The sequence below is a fragment of the candidate division KSB1 bacterium genome, assembly GCA_022562085.1.
GTDB lineage: Bacteria > Zhuqueibacterota > Zhuqueibacteria > Oceanimicrobiales > Oceanimicrobiaceae > Oceanimicrobium.
Window position 1 is genome coordinate 19,271 of record JADFPY010000008.1, and the last position, 23,301, is coordinate 42,571.

A 23,301-nucleotide genomic window follows, 5' to 3' on the forward strand; every position below is an offset into this window, starting at 1 on the left:
TGCCTTTTCTTTTTGGACTAAACATGCAAGACATTATCCATGAATTAAAGAAGCGGGTTCAAGGGGATGTCCGTTTCGACAAAATCTCCCGCATTCTCTACAGCACCGACGCCAGCATTTATGAAATTGAACCGATGGGCGTTGTCATTCCAAAATTTCCTGAAGACATCCAGGCCATTGTCGAAATCGCCGCAAAAAACAAAGTCCCAATAATTCCAAGAGGCGGAGGAACCAGTCTTGTTGGTCAGTCGATTGGCTCGGGAATTGTCGTGGATTGCTCGAAATATCTGCATCAGGTTTTGGAAGTCAATCAGGAAGAAAAATGGGCGCGTGTTCAACCCGGCGTGGTCCTGGATCAAATAAATGCTCACGTCAAGCATTTGGGCCTTTTTTTCGGACCGGATACTGCAACGAGCAACCGGGCTAATTTAGGCGGACTCATCGGCAACAACTCCTGCGGTGCACGGTCTATTTTTTACGGCAAGACAATCGATCATGTACTGGAACTGAAGATGCAGCTTGCTACTGGCGAGGAGGCAGTTTTTAAACCACTAAATCTTCACGAATTGGCCAGCAAGGTTAGGCGATCTGACTTTCAAGGGTCTATTTATAAATCGGTCTCCGAAATTTCACATGAAAATAAAGAAGAAATAGATAGACGTTTTCCAAAAATACTCCGGCGTGTCGGTGGATACAATTTAGATGGATTTATAAACGGGGAGGAATTTAATTTAGCTAAAATGATCGTTGGCTCGGAGGGGACACTGGGAGTGGTAACTGAAGCCAAAGTCAATTTAGTTTTATTACCTAAACACCGAGTTTTAGGGGTTCTGCATTTCTCCGACCTTTTTTCAGCATTGGATTCCGTTACACCAATTCTGGATTTTCAACCGTCGGCGATTGAACTGCTTGACCAGTTTATAATCAGGCAAACCAAGATGACCCTTGAATATGCCCGTCGGATGACTTTCGTCGAGGGCGACCCGGGAGCAATACTCCTTGTAGAATTTCAAGGAGATTCGGAGAAGCGTTTGCTGGATTCTCTAAATAAACTCATTAATTTTCTGAAAAAGCATAAACTCGGTTATGCACATGTGGCTGTGATTAAACCGCACGAGCAGGAGAATGTCTGGTTCATTCGCAAAGCCGGCCTCGGCCTCATGATGGGAACCAAAGAGGTCAGAAAGCCGATTGGCTTTATTGAAGACACCGCTGTACCACCTGAAAGACTGGCAGAATACATCCGTGAGTTCGACAAACTGATTCGCGAGCATGAAACTGAGGCTTGTTATTATGCCCACGCCAGCGTCGGCTGTTTACATATTCGGCCGCTTTTGAATTTAAAATCCAAAGAAGATCTCACCAAAATGCAGTCCCTCGCGGATCATGTCAGTGATTTGGTGCTGAAATATGGCGGCGCTTTCAGCGGTGAACATGGCGATGGACTGGCTCGAAGCTGCTTTAATGAGAAGATGTTCGGCCCTAAACTTTATCAAGCTTTTAAAGAGATCAAGAGAGCCTTCGACCCCCAAAATATTCTAAATCCGGGCAAGATCGTCGATGCCCAGTCTTTAACCGAGAACCTGAGAGTCATCCCGGAGGGTGAGTCTCGATCTATGCCGACCTTTCTGGATTTTTCCAAAGAAGGCGGCTTTGATACAGCGATTGAAATTTGCAACGGCAATGGCGTCTGCCGGAAAAAAGACTCCGGAACCATGTGCCCTTCTTACATGGTAACCTCGGAAGAGGAGCACTCAACTCGGGGACGGGCAAATGCACTTCGGGCGGTTATTTCCGGTAAATTAGACAAAAAAGAATTTACAAGTAAAGCGATGTATGATGTTTTGGATCTTTGTATTGCCTGTAAAGGGTGCAAAGGCGAGTGCCCGACTAACGTGGACATGGCCAAGATTAAGTACGAATTTCTGTATCATTATCACAAAGAGAACGGCTTACCGTTGCGTGATCGCTTGTTCGGCAACATTGAATCTCTGAATCGATTGGGCTGTGCTTTGGCACCAGTTTCAAACTGGTTTGTCGGGACACTCCCTGTGCGTTGGCTGCTGCACATTTTTTTTGGGGTTAGTAATCATCGGAAACTGCCGCATTTTGCGAATCAAACTTTTACTAATTGGTTTAGCCAGCACAAGCGAAGTTCAAGCAAACGAGAAAACAAAGTCGTACTCTTTAATGACTGTTTTATGACTTATAACCATCCCGAAATCGGAATTTCCACGGTAAGGCTTCTCGAGGCCGCAGGTTATGAAGTGGTCCTTCCTGAAAAAAAATGCTGCGGTCGGCCGTTTCTGTCAAAAGGCATGCTTAAGCAGGCACAACGTTGTGCAAGGTATAATGTAGAGAATCTTCACCCATTTATAAAGGATGGCCTGCCAATTATTGGTTGTGAACCGAGTTGTATGTTAACTTTCAGAGATGAGTACCCTGACCTAGTCGACGATTCACGAGTTGAGACTTTGGCAAAAAACTCATTTTTAATTGAAGAATTCTTAAGCAGGGAAAATGTAAAAACTCTGAAGTTTAAAGATTTAAAAAAGAAATTCTTACTTCATGGCCATTGTCACCAGAAAGCGCTTGTGGGAATGCAACCCACTCTTAAAATGTTGGACTTACTTCCCGATGTTCAAATTGAAGCCGTCGATTCCGGCTGTTGCGGCATGGCCGGTGCTTTCGGCTTTGAAAAAGAACATTATCAGATTTCCATGGCGATGGGACAACGGCGTCTTTTTGAAGCTGTAAACGCCAAAGAGGATAATTGGGAGATCATTGCGCCAGGTGTATCCTGCCGGCAACAAATAGAACACGGTACCGGCAGGAGCGCCAAGCATCCCGTTGAGGTTTTAGCAGCTAATTTGATTTCTTAATTCTCTTTGCTTTTTAAGACAATTTTTCAGGAAAGGAAGGTTCAAACAAGCGACTGGCGTAGTTTTGAAATAGGCACCGCAGCAACGTAATTTTCAGGATACAGAAGAATAAGGGCGTAACCTGTTTGTTGTTGTTGGCGCCTTTTTTATGAGTCAATCCGATGACGAAGTATAATCAAAAAAATATTGTATTTTATTCTTAGGATTGTTACGTTCCCAACTTCACAATAGTTGAGGTGATTTGTGAAAACCTTTTGGATTTTTTCTTTTCTAATTATAGCTTGCCATTTAAATCTATTTGCTCAGGAATTCTGCCTGATGCCGCCCGCCGGCCCTCCCGGCCCATTGAATGAAACGACTTTAAGATTACTAAAGCAAAGAACACCCTTTCCAAAAGAAATCAGCGAACCCAGCACGCATATTCAAAAAGGTCAGGCGCGCGGTACCTGGCAAGCCCTGGTCATTCTTATCGACTTTCCTGACTACCGCTGGTATCACCAGAACGATGCAAACTTCAACAACGCCGATTCTATTTATTCAACACAGCACTTCAAGGACATGCTGTTTAGTGTGGGGACATATAAAGCACCGTACAGCCAAAGCGACTATACCGGCAGTATGCGGGATTTTTTTCTTGAAAATTCTTATGGGCAATTTGAGGTCACGGGCGTCACAACTGTTTGGTACACAGCTCCTGAGAATTTAGATTTTTATGCCAATGCTAACTCAGGCTTTGGTCTCTATCCGAATAGCAGCAGGAAATTGGTAGAGGAAGCTGTGGCATTGGCTGACCCGGATATCGACTTCAGCGAATTTGACAATAATAATGACGGCCTGGTTGATGCATTGTTTGTCGTACATGCTGGTCCGGGAGCTGAGGAAATTTATACGGTCAATTTTCCCGACCACGCAAAATATTTGTGGTCACACAAGGCTTCTATTTCAACATTAAACCTGGATGGTGTTAATGTCAGGGACTATTCTTTGGAACCGGGAAATGGTACCATTGGTGTTTTTTGTCATGAGTTTGGTCATGCCCTGGGACTGCCGGATTTGTATGATACGGATGGTTCTTCTGAAGGAATCGGGGAATGGGGCCTTATGGCAGGCGGCGGCTGGTGCTACAGGTCAGGCGATCCATTGGGGACCTCACCATCTCATTTTACTGCCTGGAGTAAAGAGCGTTTGGGGTGGCTCGAGCCGATTGTGGTGACGGGAAATGTCATGCAGATCGAAATCCCACCAGTTGAGTCGAACCCGATCGCTTATCGCCTTTGGACCAACGGCCAAACCGGTGGTGAATATTTTTTAGTTGAAAACCGCCAGAATCTTGGCTTTGACGCCGGGCTCACCCGGCGGCAAAAGGACTTTGGGCTTTCTGATTCCTACGGTCTGGTTGTTTATCACATCGATAATTCCGGAAGGCAGAGCAACGAAAACCACCGGATGATCGACGTGGAAGAAGCCAGTCCCTACATCTTAAATAACCAGGCTATCGAGCAGCTCGATTTAGAGCGGATTTTACCTACACATGAATTCCTGTTTAACGGCAACCGGGGGGATAACGGCGATCCGTTTCCCGGCTTTAGCCAGCTCAACAATGATGCAACAGATTATGTGGGAACAAGAGATTTAACTGCTTTTGATGAAAGCTCTATCCCAAATTCGAATAGTAATAATGGCTTTCCGACAAGTGTAGCGGTTACCAACATTCAATTGGCCGGACAAAATATTTTGGCTGACTTTTTTGTTGAGCCTGTAACCTCTGTTGAGGATAAAGAAACACCGGAATCTTCGCTTCCCAATGATTTTGTTTTAGAGCAAAATTATCCGAATCCTTTTAATCCTGTGACGACCATTGAAATAGCAATACCAGCTTCAGTCTCGAATGGAACCCGGATTCAGCTTGAGATTTTTAATTTGGCCGGAGAACGAGTTCGCTTACTTTTAGATGAAGTCAAACCCCCCGGGAGGTATTCAATTTCCTGGAATGGTGCCAGTCAAAATGGTGAAACCGTTGCTTCCGGAATTTATGCGTATCGAATCACTGCCGGTTCATTTGTCCAAACCCGAAAGATGATTTTTATGAAATAGATCCTCTTTTTTTGCCACCCGCACAACCACAAAATAGCTTGACTTTCTATATTTTAACATATAAATTCCATGCAATTATTTACGAAAAATTGAGGCGGGATTGTCAGCAGATTTACGCAAACAAACTTTGGAGATAGTAGATAAACTTGACAAAGCGTATCCTGAAGCCCATCAGGAATTAGAATTCTCAACTGCTTTTGAACTTTTGATTGCGACCATCCTGGCTGCCCAGTGCACCGATGTAAAAGTCAACGAAGTCACTAAGCGTTTGTTTAAAAAATACCCGGATCCAGCAGCCTATCTGAGCGCCGTTGACGACGAATTGCGAAGTGACATTGCCGGGATAACGTTTGCATGGAACAAGGCAAAGTATATAAAAAATTGTTGTGGAATGCTGGTGAATGACTTCGGCGGTCAAGTCCCAAATACCTTAGGAGATTTGGTCAAGCTGCAGGGGGTTGGCCGTAAAACAGCTAATATTGTTTTAGCCAATGCGATGGGAATCCCCGCCATCGGTGTTGATACGCACACAATCAGGGTGCCGAATCGTCTTGGTTGGGTTAACACAAAAAATACCGATAAAATTGAACAGACATTGTGCGATCTGTTACCAAAAGAGAAGTGGCATCGGGGTAATATTGTCATTCAATGGCATGGCCGCTATACTTGCAAAGCCAAAAAACCGAAATGTGGAGAGTGCGTCATCTTCGAGTTGTGTAATTGGGAAGACAAGGGATTGTACAGTTGATAAATTAAAACATTGAGTGATGCTGGTGTAAAATGTTTACACCAATGTTATGAATAATCTGCAACTTGGGGTTTATCATGGAAAATTCAAAATCGAATCAATCGGATGATTACCAAAATGAACAACCGGAGAATGGTTCTGAAAATTCGGAAAACCCTGTTGCAGCTGATCTTGTTTCCCTGGAAGCGCTGGTAAATGTTTTAATTCGCAACGGCATTTGCACAGCAGAGGAGTTATTTGAGGAAGAGCAGACCCGGCGTCTCTATTTGAATTCAGTGAAGGATATTTCAATAGTAAAAACAGACGGGTCGGCCGATTCGCACGAACGTTCCTCTGATAAACGCAACCGGGGTTGGCTGAAACGCAAAATGAGCAAACGCAGATGGACAAGAAAACTTGCTGCGGTATTTTTTGGTTGGGAGTGGAAAAAAGTCCGTAATAATCGAAATAATAAAGGGGCTATACAGGTTGAAAATTTTAAAAAATAAAGTTATATCTTTTTTAAGTATCGTTTTTTTTGTAGGTCTCTTATCTTTGATTCTCACCCCGCAAGCATTGCTTTCCCAAAATCAATTTCCCAAGCCGGTTGGGCACGTTAATGATTTTGCCAACGTGATTCCGGCAGCTACCGAGAGAAAAATAGCAGCGATTTGCCTGGAGGTGAAACAAAAGACCGGCGCCGAAATCGCAATTTTAACGGTCGAAACTATTGGAGATCAACAATACACCGATTATACTATCAGGCTGATGGAAGATGAAAATTGGCAGCTTGGGGAGCAAGGCAAAGATAACGGCGTGCTTATTTTTCAAACCGTTCAAGAGAGAAAATTTAGAATTGAAGTAGGGTACGGGCTGGAGGGTATCATTCCCGATGGTTTAGCGGGTGAGATTCGCGACAGGTACGTTTTTCCATTTTTCAAGAAGGGCGATTACGGAAATGGTTTGCTTGCAGGGACTCAGGCGATTGCGGGCATTATCGCCAGGGATGCCGGAGTGGAAATTACCGGCGCTGTCCGGATCAACCAAGACCGAAGAGCAGTTAGAAGGAAAAGTCCCGTGGCATCTCTGTTCAAGTTTTTTTTAATCGCTCTTATTTTCTTATTTTTCCGTGGTGGCGGACGAGGAAGAAGAAGAGGAAGTGGAGTTTTACCCTGGCTTCTTTTGGGAGGCCTCATGAGCGGAGGACGAGGGTATGGGGGATTCAGCGGCGGCGGCAGCTTTGGGGGTGGATTCGGAGGCTTTGGTGGCGGCGGCTTCGGCGGGGGAGGAGCAGGCGGAAGCTATTAGAAGTTTTGATTTTTTTGAATAATTTGGAGCACGTCAATGGCTAAAATTCCCCATTCACCTGAATCGATATTCGAAGAATTTACTCAGGACGTTCAATCGGTTTACAATTCTGATTTAACTTCAATTGTTCTTTATGGCAGTGGTGCCAAAGGTGAGTATGTTCCCAAGAAATCTGATATTAACTTTCTCATTGTGTTGAGTCAGAAAGGTATCGAAAACCTAGACAAGGCCTTAGAGCTTATTCCTAAATGGCAGAAACGAAATGTTGCTGTACCCTTGTTTCTGACTAAAGAGTACATTGCTTCTGCGTTAGACACTTTTCCGATCGAATTTCTCGATATGAAAAACGCTTACAAACTGGTCTACGGGGAAGATGTTCTAAAGGATATTGAAATAAAAAACGACGATTTGCGTCATCAGGTCGAGCGCGAACTCCGCGGAAAACTTTTGCACCTGCGGGAAGGTTTTCTCAGTACCGGAAACGAACGCGATGATTTGCGTGCGATGCTGGCCGCGTCGGTTTCGACTTTTGTATCAATATTTGAAGGATTACTTCATTTAAAAGGAGAAAAGATTCCGTCCACAAAAGCGCAAATTTTTGAGAAAACCGCGGAGCTGCTTGGCCTGCAAAAAAATGTTCTGGTGCAATTAATTAACATCAAAAACGGCCAGTGGCACGGGTCAAAAGTCCAACTCCAGGATATCGCGAAAACTTTTATTGGAGAAATTAAAAAGTTGGTGGAAATCGTTGACAAAATGGAGTAAAAAGGAGGATTTTAATGAGCAAAGGTATGAAAATATTTTTAGGCATTTTAGCCGTTTTACTCTTAATGGGAATTTGGACGTATTCTTCAATTAAAGGGACATACAACTCATTAGTTGCTCTCGATGAGAGCATTAACGGTTCCTGGTCGCAAGTGCAAAATGTCTATCAACGCCGGGCGGATTTGATTCCGAATTTAGTTGAAATAGTCAAAGGTTACGCGTCCCATGAGCGTGAAACACTCGAAGCGGTGATCCAAGCAAGAGCGAGTGCCACGCGACCAGAATTTAATGTGAGCGCAGAGGGATTGAGTCCACAATTGTTTCAGCGGTTTGAACAGGCTCAAGGCCAATTAAGCTCTGCTCTGAGCCGGTTGCTTGTTACTATCGAACGCTATCCCGATTTAAAGGCTAACCAAAACTTTGTGCGCCTGCAAGACGAGTTGGCCGGCACAGAGAATAGAATCGCGGTCGAACGCAGGCGGTTCAACCAAACGGTTCAGGGTTACAATCAAAAAGTTCGCACGTTTCCGACATTGATTTTTGCAGGCATGTTTGGGTTTCAACAACGCCCCTATTTTGAAGCAAGCCCCCAAGCACAGGAGGTGCCGAAGATCGATTTTTCGTCGAGCACGAATTAGTATCTTTGTCAAGGAGATTTTTGTTTAACAGCCATTTCACGCAAAGCCGCTGAGTTTCGCAAAGTTTTTTATTTGTTTCATTTCTTTAAGCTTTCGGCGACTTTAGGTGCGTTTTTCTTTTTAAGTCGAAAACATTAAACTGGCTTCAGGAGGGAATTGTGAACGCTGCACTTGTTGCGGTTATTGCACTTGGTGCTTTTTTTTTAGCTTACTTTACCTACGCTAAATTTATAGCACGCCGAATCTTCGCCTTAGACCCCGATGCTAAAACACCGGCACACACCATGACCGACGGCATCGACTACGTCCCTACCAAGAAGCCTGTGCTTTTTGGCCACCATTTCGCCTCTATAACCGGCCTCGGTCCAATCCTCGGCCCGGCCATTGCTGTAATTTGGGGTTGGTTTCCAGCTTTCCTCTGGGTGTTTTTCGGGACCATCTTTTTCGGCGGTATCCACGATTTGTCTGCTCTGGTAGTTTCGATGCGGAATCGGGGCCGCTCGATTGGCGATATTGCAGAAAAAATTATCGGTCCACGGGCCCAACTATTATTTTTACTGATTATTTTCTTTTTGATCGCGCTTGCGATGGGCGTGTTTGCTATCGTGATTGCAACCCTATTCAGTGAAGCCTTCAATCCGGAGGCAGTCATTCCTGCTTTTTCTTTGATGGTCATTGCGATGGCAGTGGGTGTGGCAGTTTATAAACGCCGTATGACAATTGGCCCGGTGACACTCATTGGCGTAATTCTCATGTTCATTACGACGGCCGTCGGAATTAAATTTCCTGTCACCGGTGTTTCGCACACGGCCTGGATTTATATCCTTCTTGGATATGCCTTCATCGCTTCCGTTTTACCTGTGTGGTTGCTTTTGCAGCCCCGGGATTACATCAATTCTTTCATGTTGTATTTGGGCCTCGGCGCTATGTATTTAGGCCTTTTCATCTATCAGCCCGAGATCGTAGCACCGGCTATTAATACTGAAAGTTCCGGACTGCCGCCGCTATTTCCTTTTATTTTTATAATGGTTGCCTGTGGAGCCATATCCGGTTTTCACGGCCTGGTTTCTTCAGGAACCACCGCAAAACAGATCGACAAAGAACCGGATGCACGGTTGATCGGCTACGGAGGCGCTATTGCGGAGGGCATTTTGGGTATGATGGCAGTACTCGCCTGCACGGCCGGTTTAGCTTCCAAGGAGGCTTGGCTGGAGCACTATAAATCCTGGGGTACGGCTTCAAGTTTGGGCCCGGAAATTAACGCTTTTGTGCAAGGGGCTGCCAAATTTATTTCTTATCTGGGAATTTCAGAAACATTTGCCCAGGCCTTTGTAGCGGTCGTAGTCGTTGGGTTTGCTTTAACCACCCTGGATTCTGCAACACGTTTGCTGCGTTTTAATATCGAAGAAATCGGCAACCGTCTGAAAATTAAGCCCCTTTCCAATCGCTATCTTGCTTCGGGAATTGGTGTGACCGCAATCGCGTTTTTCGGTCTCCTGAAAGTTGATGGAAACCCGGCGGGTCTGATTCTCTGGGGTCTGTTCGGTACAACCAATCAAATTCTGGCTGGTATTGTTCTTCTGTCAGTCACAATTTATTTATTGAAAACCGACAGGCCGATTGTTTATACTTTAGTGCCAATGATTTTGATGTTATCCATGGCGCTCTGGGCTATGATTTTAAACTTAATAGATTTTTGGCAAAAAGGAAACAAACCGCTTTTAATTATCGGAAGCATTATTTTATTTATGATCCTTTGGTTTATTTCTGAAGGCGTAATTATTTTCAAGAGATCCCTGAATTCGAAGAAAGTTGCTTTCAAATCGGAAGCGAGTTGAAATTAAAATCGTTTTTACGAAATGCATTTCAAGCCATCTATTATTTTAATTCGTGAAACCGATGCTCAGTTGACCGGCAGCGGCTGTTGCGGCAAGCTGGAGGGTGATAACGCAAAATTCAATGACTCCTTTGTTTTTGCCGAAACCAGAAAAATCAAGGAAACCATGGGGGATGTTTTTCAGACTTTGACCAAAAGATTTTCCGATTCGATTGAAATTTCCGTTGTAGATCCCCGAAACTTTTTGTATTTGTATCCTAAAATTTTGAAAGATGTTTTTGTCTTTCGGCCATCACTTAAGTCCACTTTGAAGGCACTTTTCATGATGATTGCTGTCCCGTCAATTATTATTAACGGAGAAATATTTAGAACCAGTGATTTTTCAAATAACGAGGAGGTTGCCCAAAGAATTGAGTCCTTGATTACAGCAAACAAAGAGAAATCGGACACACAAAAGAAACTTGTAAATTTCAACAAAGCCTCTGTAAATTAGGTGGCTTTTATTTTTTTCACACAACTCACACTCAATATCCCATATGGAGGACAAACATGTCTGCATACGTTGAAGAGTTAATAGGTATGGTTAAAGCTAAAAACCCGAGCGAACCTGAATTTCATCAGGCGGTTGAAGAAATCGCCGAATCACTGACGTCTGTTGTCGATCGTCACCCTGAGTATCGGGCAGCAAAAATCCTCGAGCGGATGATCGAACCGGAGCGTGTTATTATGTTTCGGGTGCCCTGGATGAATGGCCAGGGAGAAGTCCATGTCAACCGTGGATTTCGCATCGAGATGAACAGTGCGATAGGTCCCTACAAAGGTGGGCTGCGGTTCCATCCTTCGGTCAATTTAGGCATTTTGAAATTTTTGGCGTTTGAACAAGTCTTTAAAAACAGCCTGACGACATTACCAATGGGCGGTGGCAAGGGCGGCTCAGATTTCGATCCCAAGGGTAAAAGCGATAATGAGGTTATGCGTTTTTGTCAAAGTTTCATGAGTGAATTGTTCCGCCATATCGGACCAAACACCGACGTGCCCGCCGGTGACATCGGAGTCGGGGGCAGGGAAATTGGGTATTTGTTCGGCCAATATAAAAGATTACGAAATGAATTTACCGGGGTGCTAACCGGCAAAGGTTTAGACTGGGGCGGCTCGTTGATTCGTCCGGAAGCTACAGGGTACGGCTCGGTTTATTTTGCCGCAGAAATGTTGGCCACGAGAAAGGAGACTTTTGAGGGGAAAACATGCCTGGTCTCCGGAAGCGGGAATGTGGCCCAATATACGACTGAAAAGATCAATCAACTAGGTGGCAAAGTCGTAACGGTCTCAGATTCGAGCGGGTATATTTATGACGAAGAAGGCATTTCTTCTGAAAAACTGGCATTCATTATGGAATTAAAGAATGTTCGACGCAGCAGAATTAAAGAATATGCGGACAAATATACTAAAGCCGTCTACACGCCGGTTGATTCAAGTGCAGATTCAAACGCACTTTGGAACCACAAAGCAGATTGCGCATTTCCGAGTGCGACTCAAAATGAAATTAACGTAAAAGATGCTCAGAATTTATTAAACAATGGCGTCTATCTTGTTTGCGAAGGCGCAAATATGCCGACTGAACTTGAAGGCGTGAAACTTTTTCTTGATAAAGGAATTCTATTTGGCCCGGCAAAGGCAGCAAATGCCGGCGGCGTGGCCGTTTCCGGTTTGGAAATGACTCAAAACAGCATGCGTTTGCCCTGGACCCGGGAAGAAGTAGATGAACGCTTGCAGAAAATCATGAAGAGTATTCACAAGACCTGTGTTGATGTAGCCGAGCAATATGACGTCCCTGGTAATTATGTAGATGGCGCAAATATCGGTGGGTTTCTGAAGGTTGCACATGCAATGATGGATCAGGGTTTGGTTTAAATCCCAATTACTCTATATCAATTTTAAAGCTGAACTTCTCAGAACTAAAGTTATTCTCATGTTAAAAATACTCGAATTTTCGGGTCATATTTAACTTAGGAATCTAAGAAGGTCAGCTTTATTTTTTATGAAAGAAACGAAAAACAAAATCAAAGATTCGGTTGCCCGCTCTGATCCACTTTGGGAGAAGCAGGGATATGGAACGCGTGCCCATGGATTTCAAAAATTGATGCCCTTCCGGATCAGAGATATACTTTTGGTTTCAAGCTTATATGACTTATACCTCTTCGAGGAGGATGGTAGACTCTATGAGCTCTTAAGGGAAGAATACCAGGGTCTCAATCTTAGTCACGCACCCGAGTTGACCCGGGTATCAAGCGGCGAGGAAGCGATGAAAATGGTGCTGGAGGAAACACGCTTCGATTTAATTATCATAACCTTACATATCGAAGATATGCAGGCTCATACTTTTGCAAAATTAGTAAAAGGAGCCGAAGTTAAAATTCCCATTGTCCTGCTCGTTTATGACAACAGAGAGTTGAAAGAAATATCTCTCTATCGCGACACCTCTATTTTTGACCGGGTCTTTGTCTGGCACGGTGATTTTCGCCTGATCATCGCAATCATCAAGCAGATTGAGGACCGGCTTAATATTGAACACGATACTCAGGCCATCGGCGTCCAGTCAATTATCCTCATCGAAGATAGCGTTCGTTATTATTCCTCGTTTCTGCCCATCATTTACACCGAGGTTTTTAAACAATCACAACGATTGATTTCCGAAGGGGTTAATTTCCAGCACCGGTTTCTACGCATGCGTGCCCGACCGAAAATACTTCTCTTTACCAACTATGAGGAGGCTTGGGATTGTTTTTCTAAATACAAAGATTATATTTTGGGTGTGATCTCGGATATTAATTTTTCACGAAAGGGCAATGCGGACCCCAATGCGGGTCTTATATTTGCCAAAAATGTGAAGAGCCAGCATCTTGATATCCCCATCCTGCTGCAGTCGAGATCTCCTGAAAATAAAAAAAAGGCGCATGAAGTCGGCGCTTCGTTTGTCCAAAAAGATTCGCCGACTCTCTTGAATGATCTGCGTAAGTTCATGAATGATAACTTTGGCTTTGGTGATTTTGTGTTCCGGACGCCGGATGGGAGTGAAGTTGGCCGCGCAGAAAACCTCTTGATGCTTGAAGAGAAACTTCATTCTGTGCCCTCGGAAAGTATCCGGTACCACGGTGAAAAGAATCATTTTTCAAACTGGTTAAAAGCCAGAACAGAGTTTTGGCTTGCCCATAAATTGCGTCCGAGTAGAGTCTCTGATTTTCCAACGATAGATGCGTTACGGCAGAATCTGATTAAAACTCTCAGCGAATATAGAAAAATACGCCAGGTTGGAATAATCACAGATTTTGATAAAGACTCCTTTGATCCACAGACTGGTTTTGCCAGAATTGGGGGTGGTTCTTTGGGCGGGAAGGCACGGGGCTTAAGCTTTTTGAATATATTGATTTACAACAACAATGTAGACAACAGGTTTGATGGTATTAAAATTAGCGTTCCTCCGGTAATTGTTATTGGCACAAATGTTTTCGATCAATTTCTCGATGAAAATGATTTATGCGACTTTGCGTTGAACTCTGAAGACGATCAAGAAATTACGCAGAGGTTTATAGAAGCGCCGCATTTTCCGACAGATGCGGTCTCTGATCTTGCCGATTTGCTTGAAGTTGCCCGGGTTCCATTGGCAATCCGTTCTTCGAGCCTGCTCGAGGATTCACAATTCCAACCTTTCGCCGGCGTCTATAAGACCTTTATGCTCCCCAATAATAATCTGGATCCCCACAAAAGACTAGAAGAATTGTTGACCGCAATCAAGCGGGTTTATGCCTCCACTTTTTATCAGGCGGCGAAAGATTACATGAAGTTTACCTCTTACAGCATGGAAGAGGAAAAGATGGCGGTAATTATTCAGAAAATGGTCGGGTCTTCCCGGGGCAGCCGCTTTTATCCGGAATTTTCCGGCGTTGCTAAGTCCCACAATTTTTATCCAATCGGACCACAGCAATCAGCAGATGGTATTGTTTCGGTAGCGTTGGGTTTAGGCAAAACCGTGGTAGAGGGCGGCAACTGTGTCAAATTTTCTCCGAAATTTCCTAAACATTTACCGCAGCTTTTTTCTACTGATGAAGCCTTGAAAAATAATCAGCACGAATTCTACGCGCTGCCAATTGACAAAGAAGCCACCTACGAAAATGAAACCCAGGAGACTCTTCTGGAAAAGCACAGTTTAGAAGTGGCTGAAAAAGATGGAACTCTGACTCACGCAGGTTCGACTTATTCTCATGAAAATGATACAATTTACGACGGCATCTCCCGTCCTGGAAACCGGCTGGTGACATTTGCCCCTATTTTAAAACACAATTTTTTTCCATTGCCGGAAATCACCGAATTGCTCCTGGAGATTGGTGCCTGGGGAATGGGTACGGCGGTCGAAATTGAGTTTGCAGTCAACCTTTCGGTGCCGCAAGAGAGCCCCAAAGAATTCAACCTGCTGCAGCTGCGCCCCATGGTCTTGAGCAGCGAAACAGAAGCATTAAAATTTGAGAAACTTGACAAGGAAGATCTCATTTGCATGAGTGAAAAAGTTATGGGCAATGGGGTCATTGATGAAATCTATGATGTTGTTTCAGTGGATGTTGCTCGATTTGACCGTGCCAAAACCCGCGAAATAGCAAGGGAAGTAAGTCAATTTAATTCTAAATTGGTTTCTCTGAACAAGCCCTATTTATTGCTTGGAATGGGTAGATGGGGGACATTGGATCCCTGGTTAGGCATTCCGGTAAAATGGGAACAGATCTCAGGAGCGCGGGTAATCGTGGAAACTGGTTTAGAGGATATTTATGTTGAGCCTTCGCAAGGGTCACATTTTTTTCATAATATCACTTCTTTTATGGTCGGCTATTTTACCGTCAGTGCCAATACGAACGACAGTTTTGTCGACTGGGAGTGGCTGAAAAAACAAACGCCTTGTGAAGAGAAAAAGTTTACGAAGCATTTTCGATTTGAAAAACCCATCAAAATCAAGATGAAAGGTCGGGAGAATAAAGGGGTTATTTTGAAGCCGGGAGCGTGAGATGGCTGTGTCTATTTCACGTTTGGGCGAATAGGGAACAAAAAAACTCTTGCCAAAACCAGGGTAAATTTTACACTTCTACCAAAGTGTAAATAGGAGTTGTGTGGGGTTCTGACAGATGGAGAAAAGTTTAAGTTGGGGAAACGCATCCACTCATCGCAAAATGATAACGAAATCCTAATTTAATGTCAAGATTTTCTCAGGCAGCCACTTCTTGTTTAATAGTGAACATGCACAAAACGGTCGCGAGTCGCTGAGCGGCCCGGCGGATCACCTAAAGCTCCTATATCCATTGGCGACTCCATTTTTCGATAAAAGTAATTGCCAGACCTGGAGCTTTCTCGCCTGAAAGCAACCCGCACTAACTAGCAGGTAGTATTTCCACACTCTATAGAACTTGGATCCATATTTTTCTTCTATTTTATGCCAATTTGCACTGAAATTTGAATACCATGAAACTAAGGTCTTGTAATAATCGTACCCAAAATTCTGTAGGTCCTCTAGCAGCATCAGCTTTTCAAAGGAACGACTCAGTTTGGAAAGACATGGAATTGATGCATTTGGAAAAATGTATCTTTCTGTCCAAGGATCAAGTGACCGTTGCCAAGTTTGATCTTCCATCCCTATTGTATGCAAAAGAAATAACCCATCTTCCTTCAGCTGGTGAAACACCGTTTCCATAAATACCCTGTAGTTTTTAACCCCAACGTGCTCGAACATTCCAATTGATACTACTCGGTCAAACTGAACTGATTTAGGGAGATCACGGAAATCTAAAGTTTCAATTTTTACTGGTAATCCTTTTGAGAGTTCTTCGCCCAGAGCTTTCTGCTCTTTTGAAACAGTGATCCCAAAGACTTCTACTCCATATTTTTCAGCAGCAAAATTAGCAAAACTTCCAAAACCGCAACCAATGTCAAGAACTGACATTCCAGGCTTAAGTCCTAATTTTTTGCAAATCAAATCTAGTTTATTTTCCTGGGCCTCATCCAACGAACTTACTTTGTCCCAGTAGGCGCATGAGTATACCATACGTCTGCCCAACATATGCTCAAAAATGTCATTTCCCAAATCATAATGTTTTTGACCTACGAGCCAAGCATTAACACGATTCTGTTTATTCTGAATTCGATTAGAGATCCCCAAAAATATCGATCCAAAATGGAACTTCCCCTTTTGATCCAACTCAGCTAATTTCATTTTGTAAATCAAATGGCAGAGATCTTCTACATCCCAAATTTCGTCAACATACATCTCGCCCAACGCAAGAATGCCTCCCAAAATTAGTTTTCTAAAAAAAGAATCATCTTTAATCTGAGGATCAAAGGAAGAATTTCCATTAATCGTAATCCCAGCTTTCCGAAATTCTGCTTGAACGAAATTTTTTATTCCCCATTTGGAATAGGGCGCTAACGCTTTGGTTTCATTCTCGTTTCGCGTAGATTCTAGCATTGAGTTTGTTTCTTAATAATTAGTAGGTGTAATTTTTAAAATAAAAAAACCTCGCAAGGAGCAGGAAAAACATCACACTTTAGACAAAGTGTGAAACGAATCTTCAAGCGAGCAAGTTTTTAGGCTATGAAAGAAAAACCTAACTCCTTTTATTCATTCGCTTGATTCAAACTCCAATCATACTGATAAAAACCCACCTCGTAGTCCTCAGGAATTTTTTCATTTCTGAACCGATTAATGTATTGAAGAACCGTATTCCCACCGGTTATAAAATCTGGCTCATACCACTTGAAGATTTCAGAAATTGTAACTTTCCTGGCTTTTGAATCCACTTGAATAAAATAGTCGTCATTAAGATTTGCCTTTGTTCGGGCATCTAACTGTTCATCGAGTTTGGCCGGAAGGTAAACTTCGTTAATAATTGGCGGACAACTTTGTGCGGCACAGACCAGCACAAAATGAATTCGCGCGTCCCCAAATTTCTCACGCAGCTTTTTATTTTCAATCTCGTTCAAGGTTAACTTTTCACCGGCAGCAAGGTGTTTCAGTGTATCAAAAAAGCCTTTCACATCCAAAGGGGATTTAAGTGGATAGTTGTTTACAACTGACTGGATAACCAGAATGTTGTAAGCATTAATCCAGAAAGCCATTTCTGTATCTTTGTCGACATTTTTTAAATTAAAAGCTGAGATTGTCGAAGAAAGTTTCGTTAGCTGCTCGGGGCTTTTCTGGATGGATTTGTAATCAACACTAGCGTCTTTAACATGTTTGCTGAAAAACATGTCAGCTTGCGAAAAAAACATCGAAGTCCCTTTTTCATCACTCAAAGGGGTTATCAATAAAAGCGCGACTAATAAAATTGTAACCATGTTTACATCCTGTGCTTGGAGTGGGTCGTCTTTCCCGTCCCTGCCTTCGCAGGGATAAACTCCGTCACGAATCCATTAAATATCAATAACTTAGTGCAGCTAATGGATGCCCGACTACTCGGGCCTGACAATATTGAAGCCTTTGCTTGAAATGGAAGTTCATGAATTAATCAAGGTTAAATAATAATCCCAAAACATTTCTATTTTTCCGCAATACAATATAAGTTTTTACGTCCGCGCAAAAATAGCTCATTCCCGGCAATCGCCGGTGAAGCATCAAACCGGTCGTCGAGGGAGTTTTCTGCCAGTACCTCAAACTTCGGCCCGTGCTTTATGACCAGGGTCACGCCATTTCGCCCGAGAATATAAACCCGACCATTAGCGCCAACCGGGGAGGCGTAAGCCCCTTTAATGCTTTCCAACCTTTGCGGGCCATAAAATTGTTCGCCGGTTTTGGCGTTGAAAGCCGAGAGAATTCCTTTGTTACTTTTCAGGAAATAAAGCGTGTTATCGTAAAGCAGGGGCGAGGGCACATATGGTGTGTCTCGGTCAAATTTCCAGACAATTGCTTCCGAATCTGTGATGTCGCCTTTTGCTGCCGCAAGACGGATGGCAAGCAAGGCGTTGCCGCGAAAGCCACTAATTGCATAGACCATTCCATTTCCATACACCGGTGATGGTATTGTATTTGTCGTCATACCCGCCGACTCCCAAACTACTTTTCCGGTGGCTAAGTCGTAACTGCGGATGCGTTTGGTTGCACTGGAAATAACCTGTGGTTTGCCGTTTTGTTCGACTATGATCGGGGTGGCCCAGGAAGTGACTTCATCACGTTGAGTTCTCCACACTTCTTTCCCGGTGTTTTTATCGAGGACCACGATAAACGAATCCCCTTCGTGGTCCCAGTTAATGACTAATTTGTCGTTATAAACGGCCGGCGAACTGCCTTCACCAAAGCCATTGCGAGTGGTCATGTCCCCGAGATCTTTCTCCCATTTAAGGTTACCTTTCATATCGTAGCAGTAAAGGCCGTTCGATCCGAAGTCAGCGAAAACGTGCTTGCCATCGGTAACAGCTGAATTGGACGCCCAACTTCCATCCGGATGGGTTCGTTCATGAGGCACTTGCTCCCGTGGGCTGTGTTGCCAGGTAATTGAACCATCTTTTCGATTGATGGCTAATACTGTAAATTTAATAACTGATGTTGGTTTGGCACGCTGTCCTCTAAAAAAATGACGACGGCGCTCTTGCGGTTCTAGGTCTTCTACGTCTTCTTTCAGATTTCCCCCCTGGTCACTTTGAACGGCAGTTAAAATAAAAACCATATTATCCCAAATGACGGGAGAAGCAAGTCCCTTACCCGGCACCTGAATTTTCCAGCGGATATTTTTATCTTCGCTCCATTCCAGGGGAGGGTTACCGTTGGGTGCCACTCCCGTTGCATCAGGGCCGCGCCACTGCGGCCAGTTTTTTTTCGCATCGGAAGGATTGCCCGCAAACAGATAGACAGTGAGAAATAAAGAAAAGCAAGATGTCAGAACGAAGTAAAATTTGTTCATTTTAGATTCTCCTTTTGGTTTTTAACCTTTATTTTTTAAGAGCGAATTCGTTTAAAACTTTTTGGACACAGAGAACACTGAAAATCACAAAGAAACTCAGAGATTTAATTTCTTTTTCTAAGGATTCCGTCTTTCAGAAAGAGCATTTAATCTTCCATGTCGGCCATCTCTTATCTTCTCGTTTATTTAAATTCTTTTCTCTGTGAGTTCTGTGCACCTCAGTGTTCTCTGTGTCCTATTTACAGGAATATACTTTAACCTTTGAAAGGTTAAAGTATATTCCATTTAACCACACCGACTTTTACCAAATCCTCGATATAGCGTGAAATAGTTTTCAAATCTTTGGGCCCGAATTCTGCGCTAAGTGCATTTCGAATTTCCCAAACCGTATTTTTGCCGTCAATAAAATTTGCCAACTCAAATCGAGCTGAACCGTTGAGATTAAATTCGGGAGAGGCGTACCAGGCTGCTTCGGACCCTGGAAGTGCACTTTCGGGAAGACCGAAATCCAAAGGCCCTCGTGTTTTGCGTTCCGGGACGCGATTGTCAAGATTGATTTGAAGGGCCGCCGGGGAGTCCAGTTCTGCACCTCTTTCTGTGGCAGCTTCTTCCAGTAACCCGGAATAGAATTTATGTTGGCGCTGAAATTCATACCGGAATTTTTTAACTAATCTGTGAATTGAATTATCATTATTGAAGTTGAGTACCGAACTGATCGTTTGCATTTCAAGCTGCAAAGCATGATCGAGGATATTCTGGCCTTCAGCCCAATTTTTGTCGGTTGTGCTGTTTGTGGCCGCTGAAATTTGTTGAGTGGCTTTGCCAAGCGCTGCTGATAAACGTCCCACAGAATTCGAAGCTGCCAGATAGGTCAACTCCGCAGCCTGGCCGGTTTCGAGATTTGCTAAGTACAGCATGGCTGAGGCTGCAATAATTTCACAGCGTTCTAATTCTACCGGATCGACTTTGTCAGGGGTGTCTTCAGAGGTGTGGTGGGTGTAATCCGGGCTGTGAGAAAACATGACTCCGGGAATTTTTCGCTCGATGAACATCATGTGATCGCTGCCACCGCTGTAGGGAGTTATGCGAAAGTTAAACGCGGAAAGACTCCCCCGAGGCGTGCGGACATTCATTTGATCTACCATTTCGGCCATATTTTCGACCACGTCGTTTACCACAGATGGCATGGAGTCAGGGGTGCGGGTCAGGATGAGTTTGGAGTGAAGCAGCTCAAGATTTTCGCCAACCATATCGAGATTCATGTTCGCCAAAAACTTACCGCCTAATTCCGGCCCTTTCATCTCAGGGTGCTTGTCGATGTAAGCCATGGTGCCATACCACTCCGGCACCCAGATAAATCGCAGGGAGCGTTTTGGGCGCTGCATGCGACCGTTGTCAATCAGAGTTTTGAGGCTTCTGGCAATGTCCAAAATTGCGGCCGAACCGCTGGCGTTGTCATTTGCCGATTCCTTCGGATGATCTAAATGGGCGCTGAAAACAAGCTCTTCGCCAGGAAGTTCGGAGCCGCGGATATGTGCAACTACCACATCCATAAAGTAAGATTCCAAGCCAATGCCTTCAACTTTGCCCTGCATCACCACTTTCTTGCCCGACTCAAGAAGATTCCTGAGTTTCCCGCCTTGACGGTTAGTGAGATTGAAACCAAACGTGACCCGCTGCAATTCTTCCGTTTTCGGCCACATCCCGGTGTACTGCAGCATGTCGGGATATTCTTTAGCGCGTTCATCATCGAGATAGCAGATAACTGCTTTGGCGCCATATTTTAAAACAGCGAGCCGATGCACTGAACCGCCATACCCCGTGGCAAGCACGAATTTATCTTTTACATCCTTGCCGGTGTAGTCGGAATCGCGTGTGCCTTTACCGACCCAGACCAGCTCCGCCGTTACGTCTCCGGGATTTGAGTAAGTGATGACGCTCATGGCCACTTCGGGATAGCCGACAATTCTTTCCTCAAAAGGCTGGAGCATGCGCAGCTCGCCAAATTTGATATCCCAACCGGAAGGCGATTGCCAGGTTTGATATTTTATTTTACCGTCTGATTTAAAGGACTCGATATAGGCGTTTTTTTCTGAGAAACCGTACTGGCGGAGTTGTTCGAGGACATATTCAGCAGCGTGCCGATAACCGCGCGACCCCTGTATCCGGTGGTGACGCGTAATTTGAATGACGTGGTCTTTGCCAATTTCACCACTCAGTTCTTCATGAAGGAGGTCCCGCGTTTGGTTGTCGAGTAAGTTTGTTTGTAAAAGTGCGTTTGAATTGTTTGGAAGAAATGTGAGTTGAACAAAGACACCAAGACCAAAAAGATAAGATTTAGCCATTCTGACTTCTCCGGCGGTTGTTGCGTTTTTTATTTTATTTGATTATTTTTAATGTACCTAATATAAACTATGTTTAAAAAGTATTCAACAAAAAAAATGCCTTGAACAATTCAGTAAGACGCTCTATGTTGTTTTTGTATGGATAAACATTTAGAAAAAATTAAGCCACGGATTTACACTGATTGTACACGGATAAATGAAATTATAATATGAAGACATAACAGAAGCAATTATAGGTTCAGCCTTTGAAGTGCACAATATTTCCGATATGGTTTTTTAGAAAAAGTCAAAAGAATCCTGTCCAAAAGATGAGCCACAGTTACTCAATGAATTAAAAGCAACAGAAATGAAAGTAGGTTTACTTATGAATATCAGAAAAGAGGAAGTAGGATTGAAGTGTTTCATTTATTAATTAAGAGAATCAGTGTTTTTATCAGTGGTCACCCCGTTAGATAAGAGTCTTTGATGTTTTCCGGTAAGCTGATATCTTTATCTAATGGGGTGAATCCGTGGCTAAAAAATATGTTATCTGTACTATTTACCCAACGCAGATGACTTAGAACCAGTTAAAGATTTTAGGAGGAAAAAGATGAACGTCCTTATTTCCGGAGCCTCCGGATTAGTTGGCTCCGAACTCGTAGCTTTCTTGACCCAAAAGGGTCATTACATCAAGAAGCTTGTTCGGAAAGAACCCAAACCGGATGCCAACGAGATTAAGTGGGACCCGGCATCTTCTGAAATAGAACAGGCAGCTCTTGAAGGTTTAGATGCTGTGGTGCATTTGGCCGGTGAGAATATTGCCGGTGGCAGGTGGACGTCGGAGAGAAAAGCACTTATTCGCGAGAGCCGTGTACAGGGAACCAGGTTATTATCAGAGACTTTAGCAAAACTAAAAGCCCCGCCAAAAGTGCTTGTGTCTGCCTCGGCAATCGGGTTTTACGGCGACCGCGGCGATGAAGTTTTAGATGAAGAAAGCGAGTCTGGTTCAAATTTTCTTGCCGAAGTCTGTCAAGAGTGGGAAGAGGCCTGTGAAGCTGCCGGAAAAAAAGGCATCCGGGTTGTAAATTTAAGAATCGGTGTGGTTTTGAGTGCGGCCGGAGGCGCACTTGCCAAAATGCTTTTGCCGTTTAAAATGGGCGTCGGCGGCGTTATCGGGAGCGGCAGCCAGTACATGAGCTGGATTGCCATCGATGATTTGGTCGGCGCGATTCATCATGCACTGGTAAACGAATCTCTGAATGGCCCGGTTAATGTTGTCGCACCAAATCCGGCCACAAATCGCGAATTCACCAAAACTCTGGGCCTTGTTCTCAAACGCCCGACGATTTTTCCCATGCCGGCTTTTGCTGCCCGCCTGGCGTTCGGAGAAATGGCAGATGAACTCCTGCTCGCCAGTACCCGAGTGGAACCCACTAAATTAAACTCGAGTAATTATCAATTTCAATTTCCTGAGTTGGAGGGGGCGTTGCGGCATGTGTTGGGGAGGGACTAACACAATTTCAATCGAAAGAGCAAATTACTACCCAACGAACCGATTAGTTAGTACCTGAGAAGTCAAATTCTGCCATACTCGATAAATTTGTCCCCGAATGTTTTTATCGGGGAAGCATTCGAGCACAAGCTTTTTGGCAAGACTTGAAATCACAAATCGCAAAAGCCAAATAACAAATAAAATCCAATGCTCAATTTCCGAAATCTCAAACAAAGATAAAGTCACTTGATAGTAGCTGTTGTTTTGTTTATTCGGGGACAAGCTTGGGATTTGTTATTTTGAT

At 43.9% G+C, this 23,301-nt stretch carries 16 protein-coding genes; 12 read left to right on the forward strand and 4 right to left on the reverse strand.

What is annotated here, in order from left to right:
- Positions 1–23: 23 nt before the first annotated feature.
- From IH879_01575 to IH879_01625, 11 genes are all read left to right on the forward strand, one after another.
- Entirely contained in the window at positions 24–2,882 is a 2,859-nt protein-coding gene (locus tag IH879_01575; GenBank protein MCH7673626.1) for an anaerobic glycerol-3-phosphate dehydrogenase subunit C, read from the forward strand.
- 318 nt (positions 2,883–3,200) lie between these two features.
- Entirely contained in the window at positions 3,201–4,976 is a 1,776-nt protein-coding gene (locus IH879_01580) for a M6 family metalloprotease domain-containing protein (protein ID MCH7673627.1), read from the forward strand.
- A gap of 88 nt (positions 4,977–5,064) precedes the next feature.
- Entirely contained in the window at positions 5,065–5,724 is a 660-nt protein-coding gene (gene nth / locus IH879_01585; GenBank protein MCH7673628.1) for an endonuclease III, read from the forward strand.
- A gap of 77 nt (positions 5,725–5,801) precedes the next feature.
- A complete protein-coding gene (locus tag IH879_01590) occupies positions 5,802–6,212 on the forward strand; it encodes a hypothetical protein (protein MCH7673629.1) in 411 nt (136 codons plus the stop codon).
- A 67-nt stretch (positions 6,213–6,279) separates the two neighbouring features.
- Positions 6,280–7,011 carry a TPM domain-containing protein gene (locus IH879_01595; GenBank protein MCH7673630.1) on the forward strand — a complete coding sequence of 244 codons (732 nt, stop codon included), beginning with the start codon at positions 6,280–6,282 and terminating at the stop codon, positions 7,009–7,011.
- 36 nt (positions 7,012–7,047) lie between these two features.
- Positions 7,048–7,776, forward strand: a complete 729-nt coding sequence (locus IH879_01600; protein MCH7673631.1) for a nucleotidyltransferase domain-containing protein — start codon at positions 7,048–7,050, stop codon at positions 7,774–7,776.
- Between the two features lie 26 nt (positions 7,777–7,802).
- A complete protein-coding gene (locus IH879_01605; protein MCH7673632.1) occupies positions 7,803–8,414 on the forward strand; it encodes a LemA family protein in 612 nt (203 codons plus the stop codon).
- 158 nt (positions 8,415–8,572) lie between these two features.
- A complete protein-coding gene (locus IH879_01610; protein MCH7673633.1) occupies positions 8,573–10,252 on the forward strand; it encodes a carbon starvation protein A in 1,680 nt (559 codons plus the stop codon).
- 21 nt (positions 10,253–10,273) lie between these two features.
- A complete protein-coding gene (locus IH879_01615) occupies positions 10,274–10,744 on the forward strand; it encodes a hypothetical protein (GenBank protein MCH7673634.1) in 471 nt (156 codons plus the stop codon).
- 56 nt (positions 10,745–10,800) lie between these two features.
- On the forward strand, positions 10,801–12,162 hold the full coding sequence (gene gdhA / locus IH879_01620) for an NADP-specific glutamate dehydrogenase (protein ID MCH7673635.1): 1,362 nt from the start codon (positions 10,801–10,803) through the stop codon (positions 12,160–12,162).
- Between the two features lie 229 nt (positions 12,163–12,391).
- Positions 12,392–15,301: a histidine kinase gene (locus IH879_01625; protein ID MCH7673636.1), complete on the forward strand. Its 2,910-nt coding sequence runs from the start codon at positions 12,392–12,394 to the stop codon at positions 15,299–15,301.
- A gap of 270 nt (positions 15,302–15,571) precedes the next feature.
- Here IH879_01625 and cfa read toward each other — a convergent pair whose 3' ends face one another.
- The 4 genes from cfa to IH879_01645 all read right to left on the reverse strand — a co-directional run bounded on the left by cfa (position 15,572) and on the right by IH879_01645 (position 21,526).
- The gene (gene cfa, locus IH879_01630; protein ID MCH7673637.1) at positions 15,572–16,753 is read right to left on the reverse strand and encodes a cyclopropane fatty acyl phospholipid synthase; all 1,182 of its coding nucleotides are present in this window, start codon (positions 16,751–16,753) and stop codon (positions 15,572–15,574) included.
- Between the two features lie 149 nt (positions 16,754–16,902).
- Positions 16,903–17,622: a DUF547 domain-containing protein gene (locus IH879_01635; protein MCH7673638.1), complete on the reverse strand. Its 720-nt coding sequence runs from the start codon at positions 17,620–17,622 to the stop codon at positions 16,903–16,905.
- A 200-nt stretch (positions 17,623–17,822) separates the two neighbouring features.
- A complete protein-coding gene (locus tag IH879_01640) occupies positions 17,823–19,181 on the reverse strand; it encodes a PQQ-like beta-propeller repeat protein (protein ID MCH7673639.1) in 1,359 nt (452 codons plus the stop codon).
- 269 nt (positions 19,182–19,450) lie between these two features.
- Entirely contained in the window at positions 19,451–21,526 is a 2,076-nt protein-coding gene (locus IH879_01645) for a DUF4910 domain-containing protein (GenBank protein MCH7673640.1), read from the reverse strand.
- 589 nt (positions 21,527–22,115) lie between these two features.
- Between IH879_01645 and IH879_01650 the strand changes: the two genes are divergently transcribed.
- The gene (locus tag IH879_01650) at positions 22,116–23,018 is read left to right on the forward strand and encodes a TIGR01777 family protein (GenBank protein MCH7673641.1); all 903 of its coding nucleotides are present in this window, start codon (positions 22,116–22,118) and stop codon (positions 23,016–23,018) included.
- Positions 23,019–23,301 lie beyond the last annotated feature (283 nt).

Excerpts from the sequence above, each read along its gene's own strand:
- IH879_01575 (MCH7673626.1), top strand. The coding sequence starts at position 24 with ATGCAAGACATTATCCATGAATTAAAGAAGCGGGTTCAAGGGGATGTC.
- IH879_01580 (MCH7673627.1), top strand. The coding sequence starts at position 3,201 with ATGCCGCCCGCCGGCCCTCCCGGCCCATTGAATGAAACGACTTTAAGA.
- IH879_01590 (MCH7673629.1), top strand. The coding sequence starts at position 5,802 with ATGGAAAATTCAAAATCGAATCAATCGGATGATTACCAAAATGAACAA.
- IH879_01600 (MCH7673631.1), top strand. The coding sequence starts at position 7,048 with ATGGCTAAAATTCCCCATTCACCTGAATCGATATTCGAAGAATTTACT.
- IH879_01605 (MCH7673632.1), top strand. The coding sequence starts at position 7,803 with ATGAAAATATTTTTAGGCATTTTAGCCGTTTTACTCTTAATGGGAATT.
- IH879_01615 (MCH7673634.1), top strand. The coding sequence starts at position 10,274 with ATGCATTTCAAGCCATCTATTATTTTAATTCGTGAAACCGATGCTCAG.
- gdhA (MCH7673635.1), top strand. The coding sequence starts at position 10,801 with ATGTCTGCATACGTTGAAGAGTTAATAGGTATGGTTAAAGCTAAAAAC.
- IH879_01625 (MCH7673636.1), top strand. The coding sequence starts at position 12,392 with ATGCCCTTCCGGATCAGAGATATACTTTTGGTTTCAAGCTTATATGAC.
- cfa (MCH7673637.1), bottom strand. The coding sequence starts at position 16,753 with ATGCTAGAATCTACGCGAAACGAGAATGAAACCAAAGCGTTAGCGCCC.
- IH879_01635 (MCH7673638.1), bottom strand. The coding sequence starts at position 17,622 with ATGGTTACAATTTTATTAGTCGCGCTTTTATTGATAACCCCTTTGAGT.
- IH879_01640 (MCH7673639.1), bottom strand. The coding sequence starts at position 19,181 with ATGAACAAATTTTACTTCGTTCTGACATCTTGCTTTTCTTTATTTCTC.
- IH879_01645 (MCH7673640.1), bottom strand. The coding sequence starts at position 21,526 with ATGGCTAAATCTTATCTTTTTGGTCTTGGTGTCTTTGTTCAACTCACA.
- IH879_01650 (MCH7673641.1), top strand. The coding sequence starts at position 22,116 with ATGAACGTCCTTATTTCCGGAGCCTCCGGATTAGTTGGCTCCGAACTC.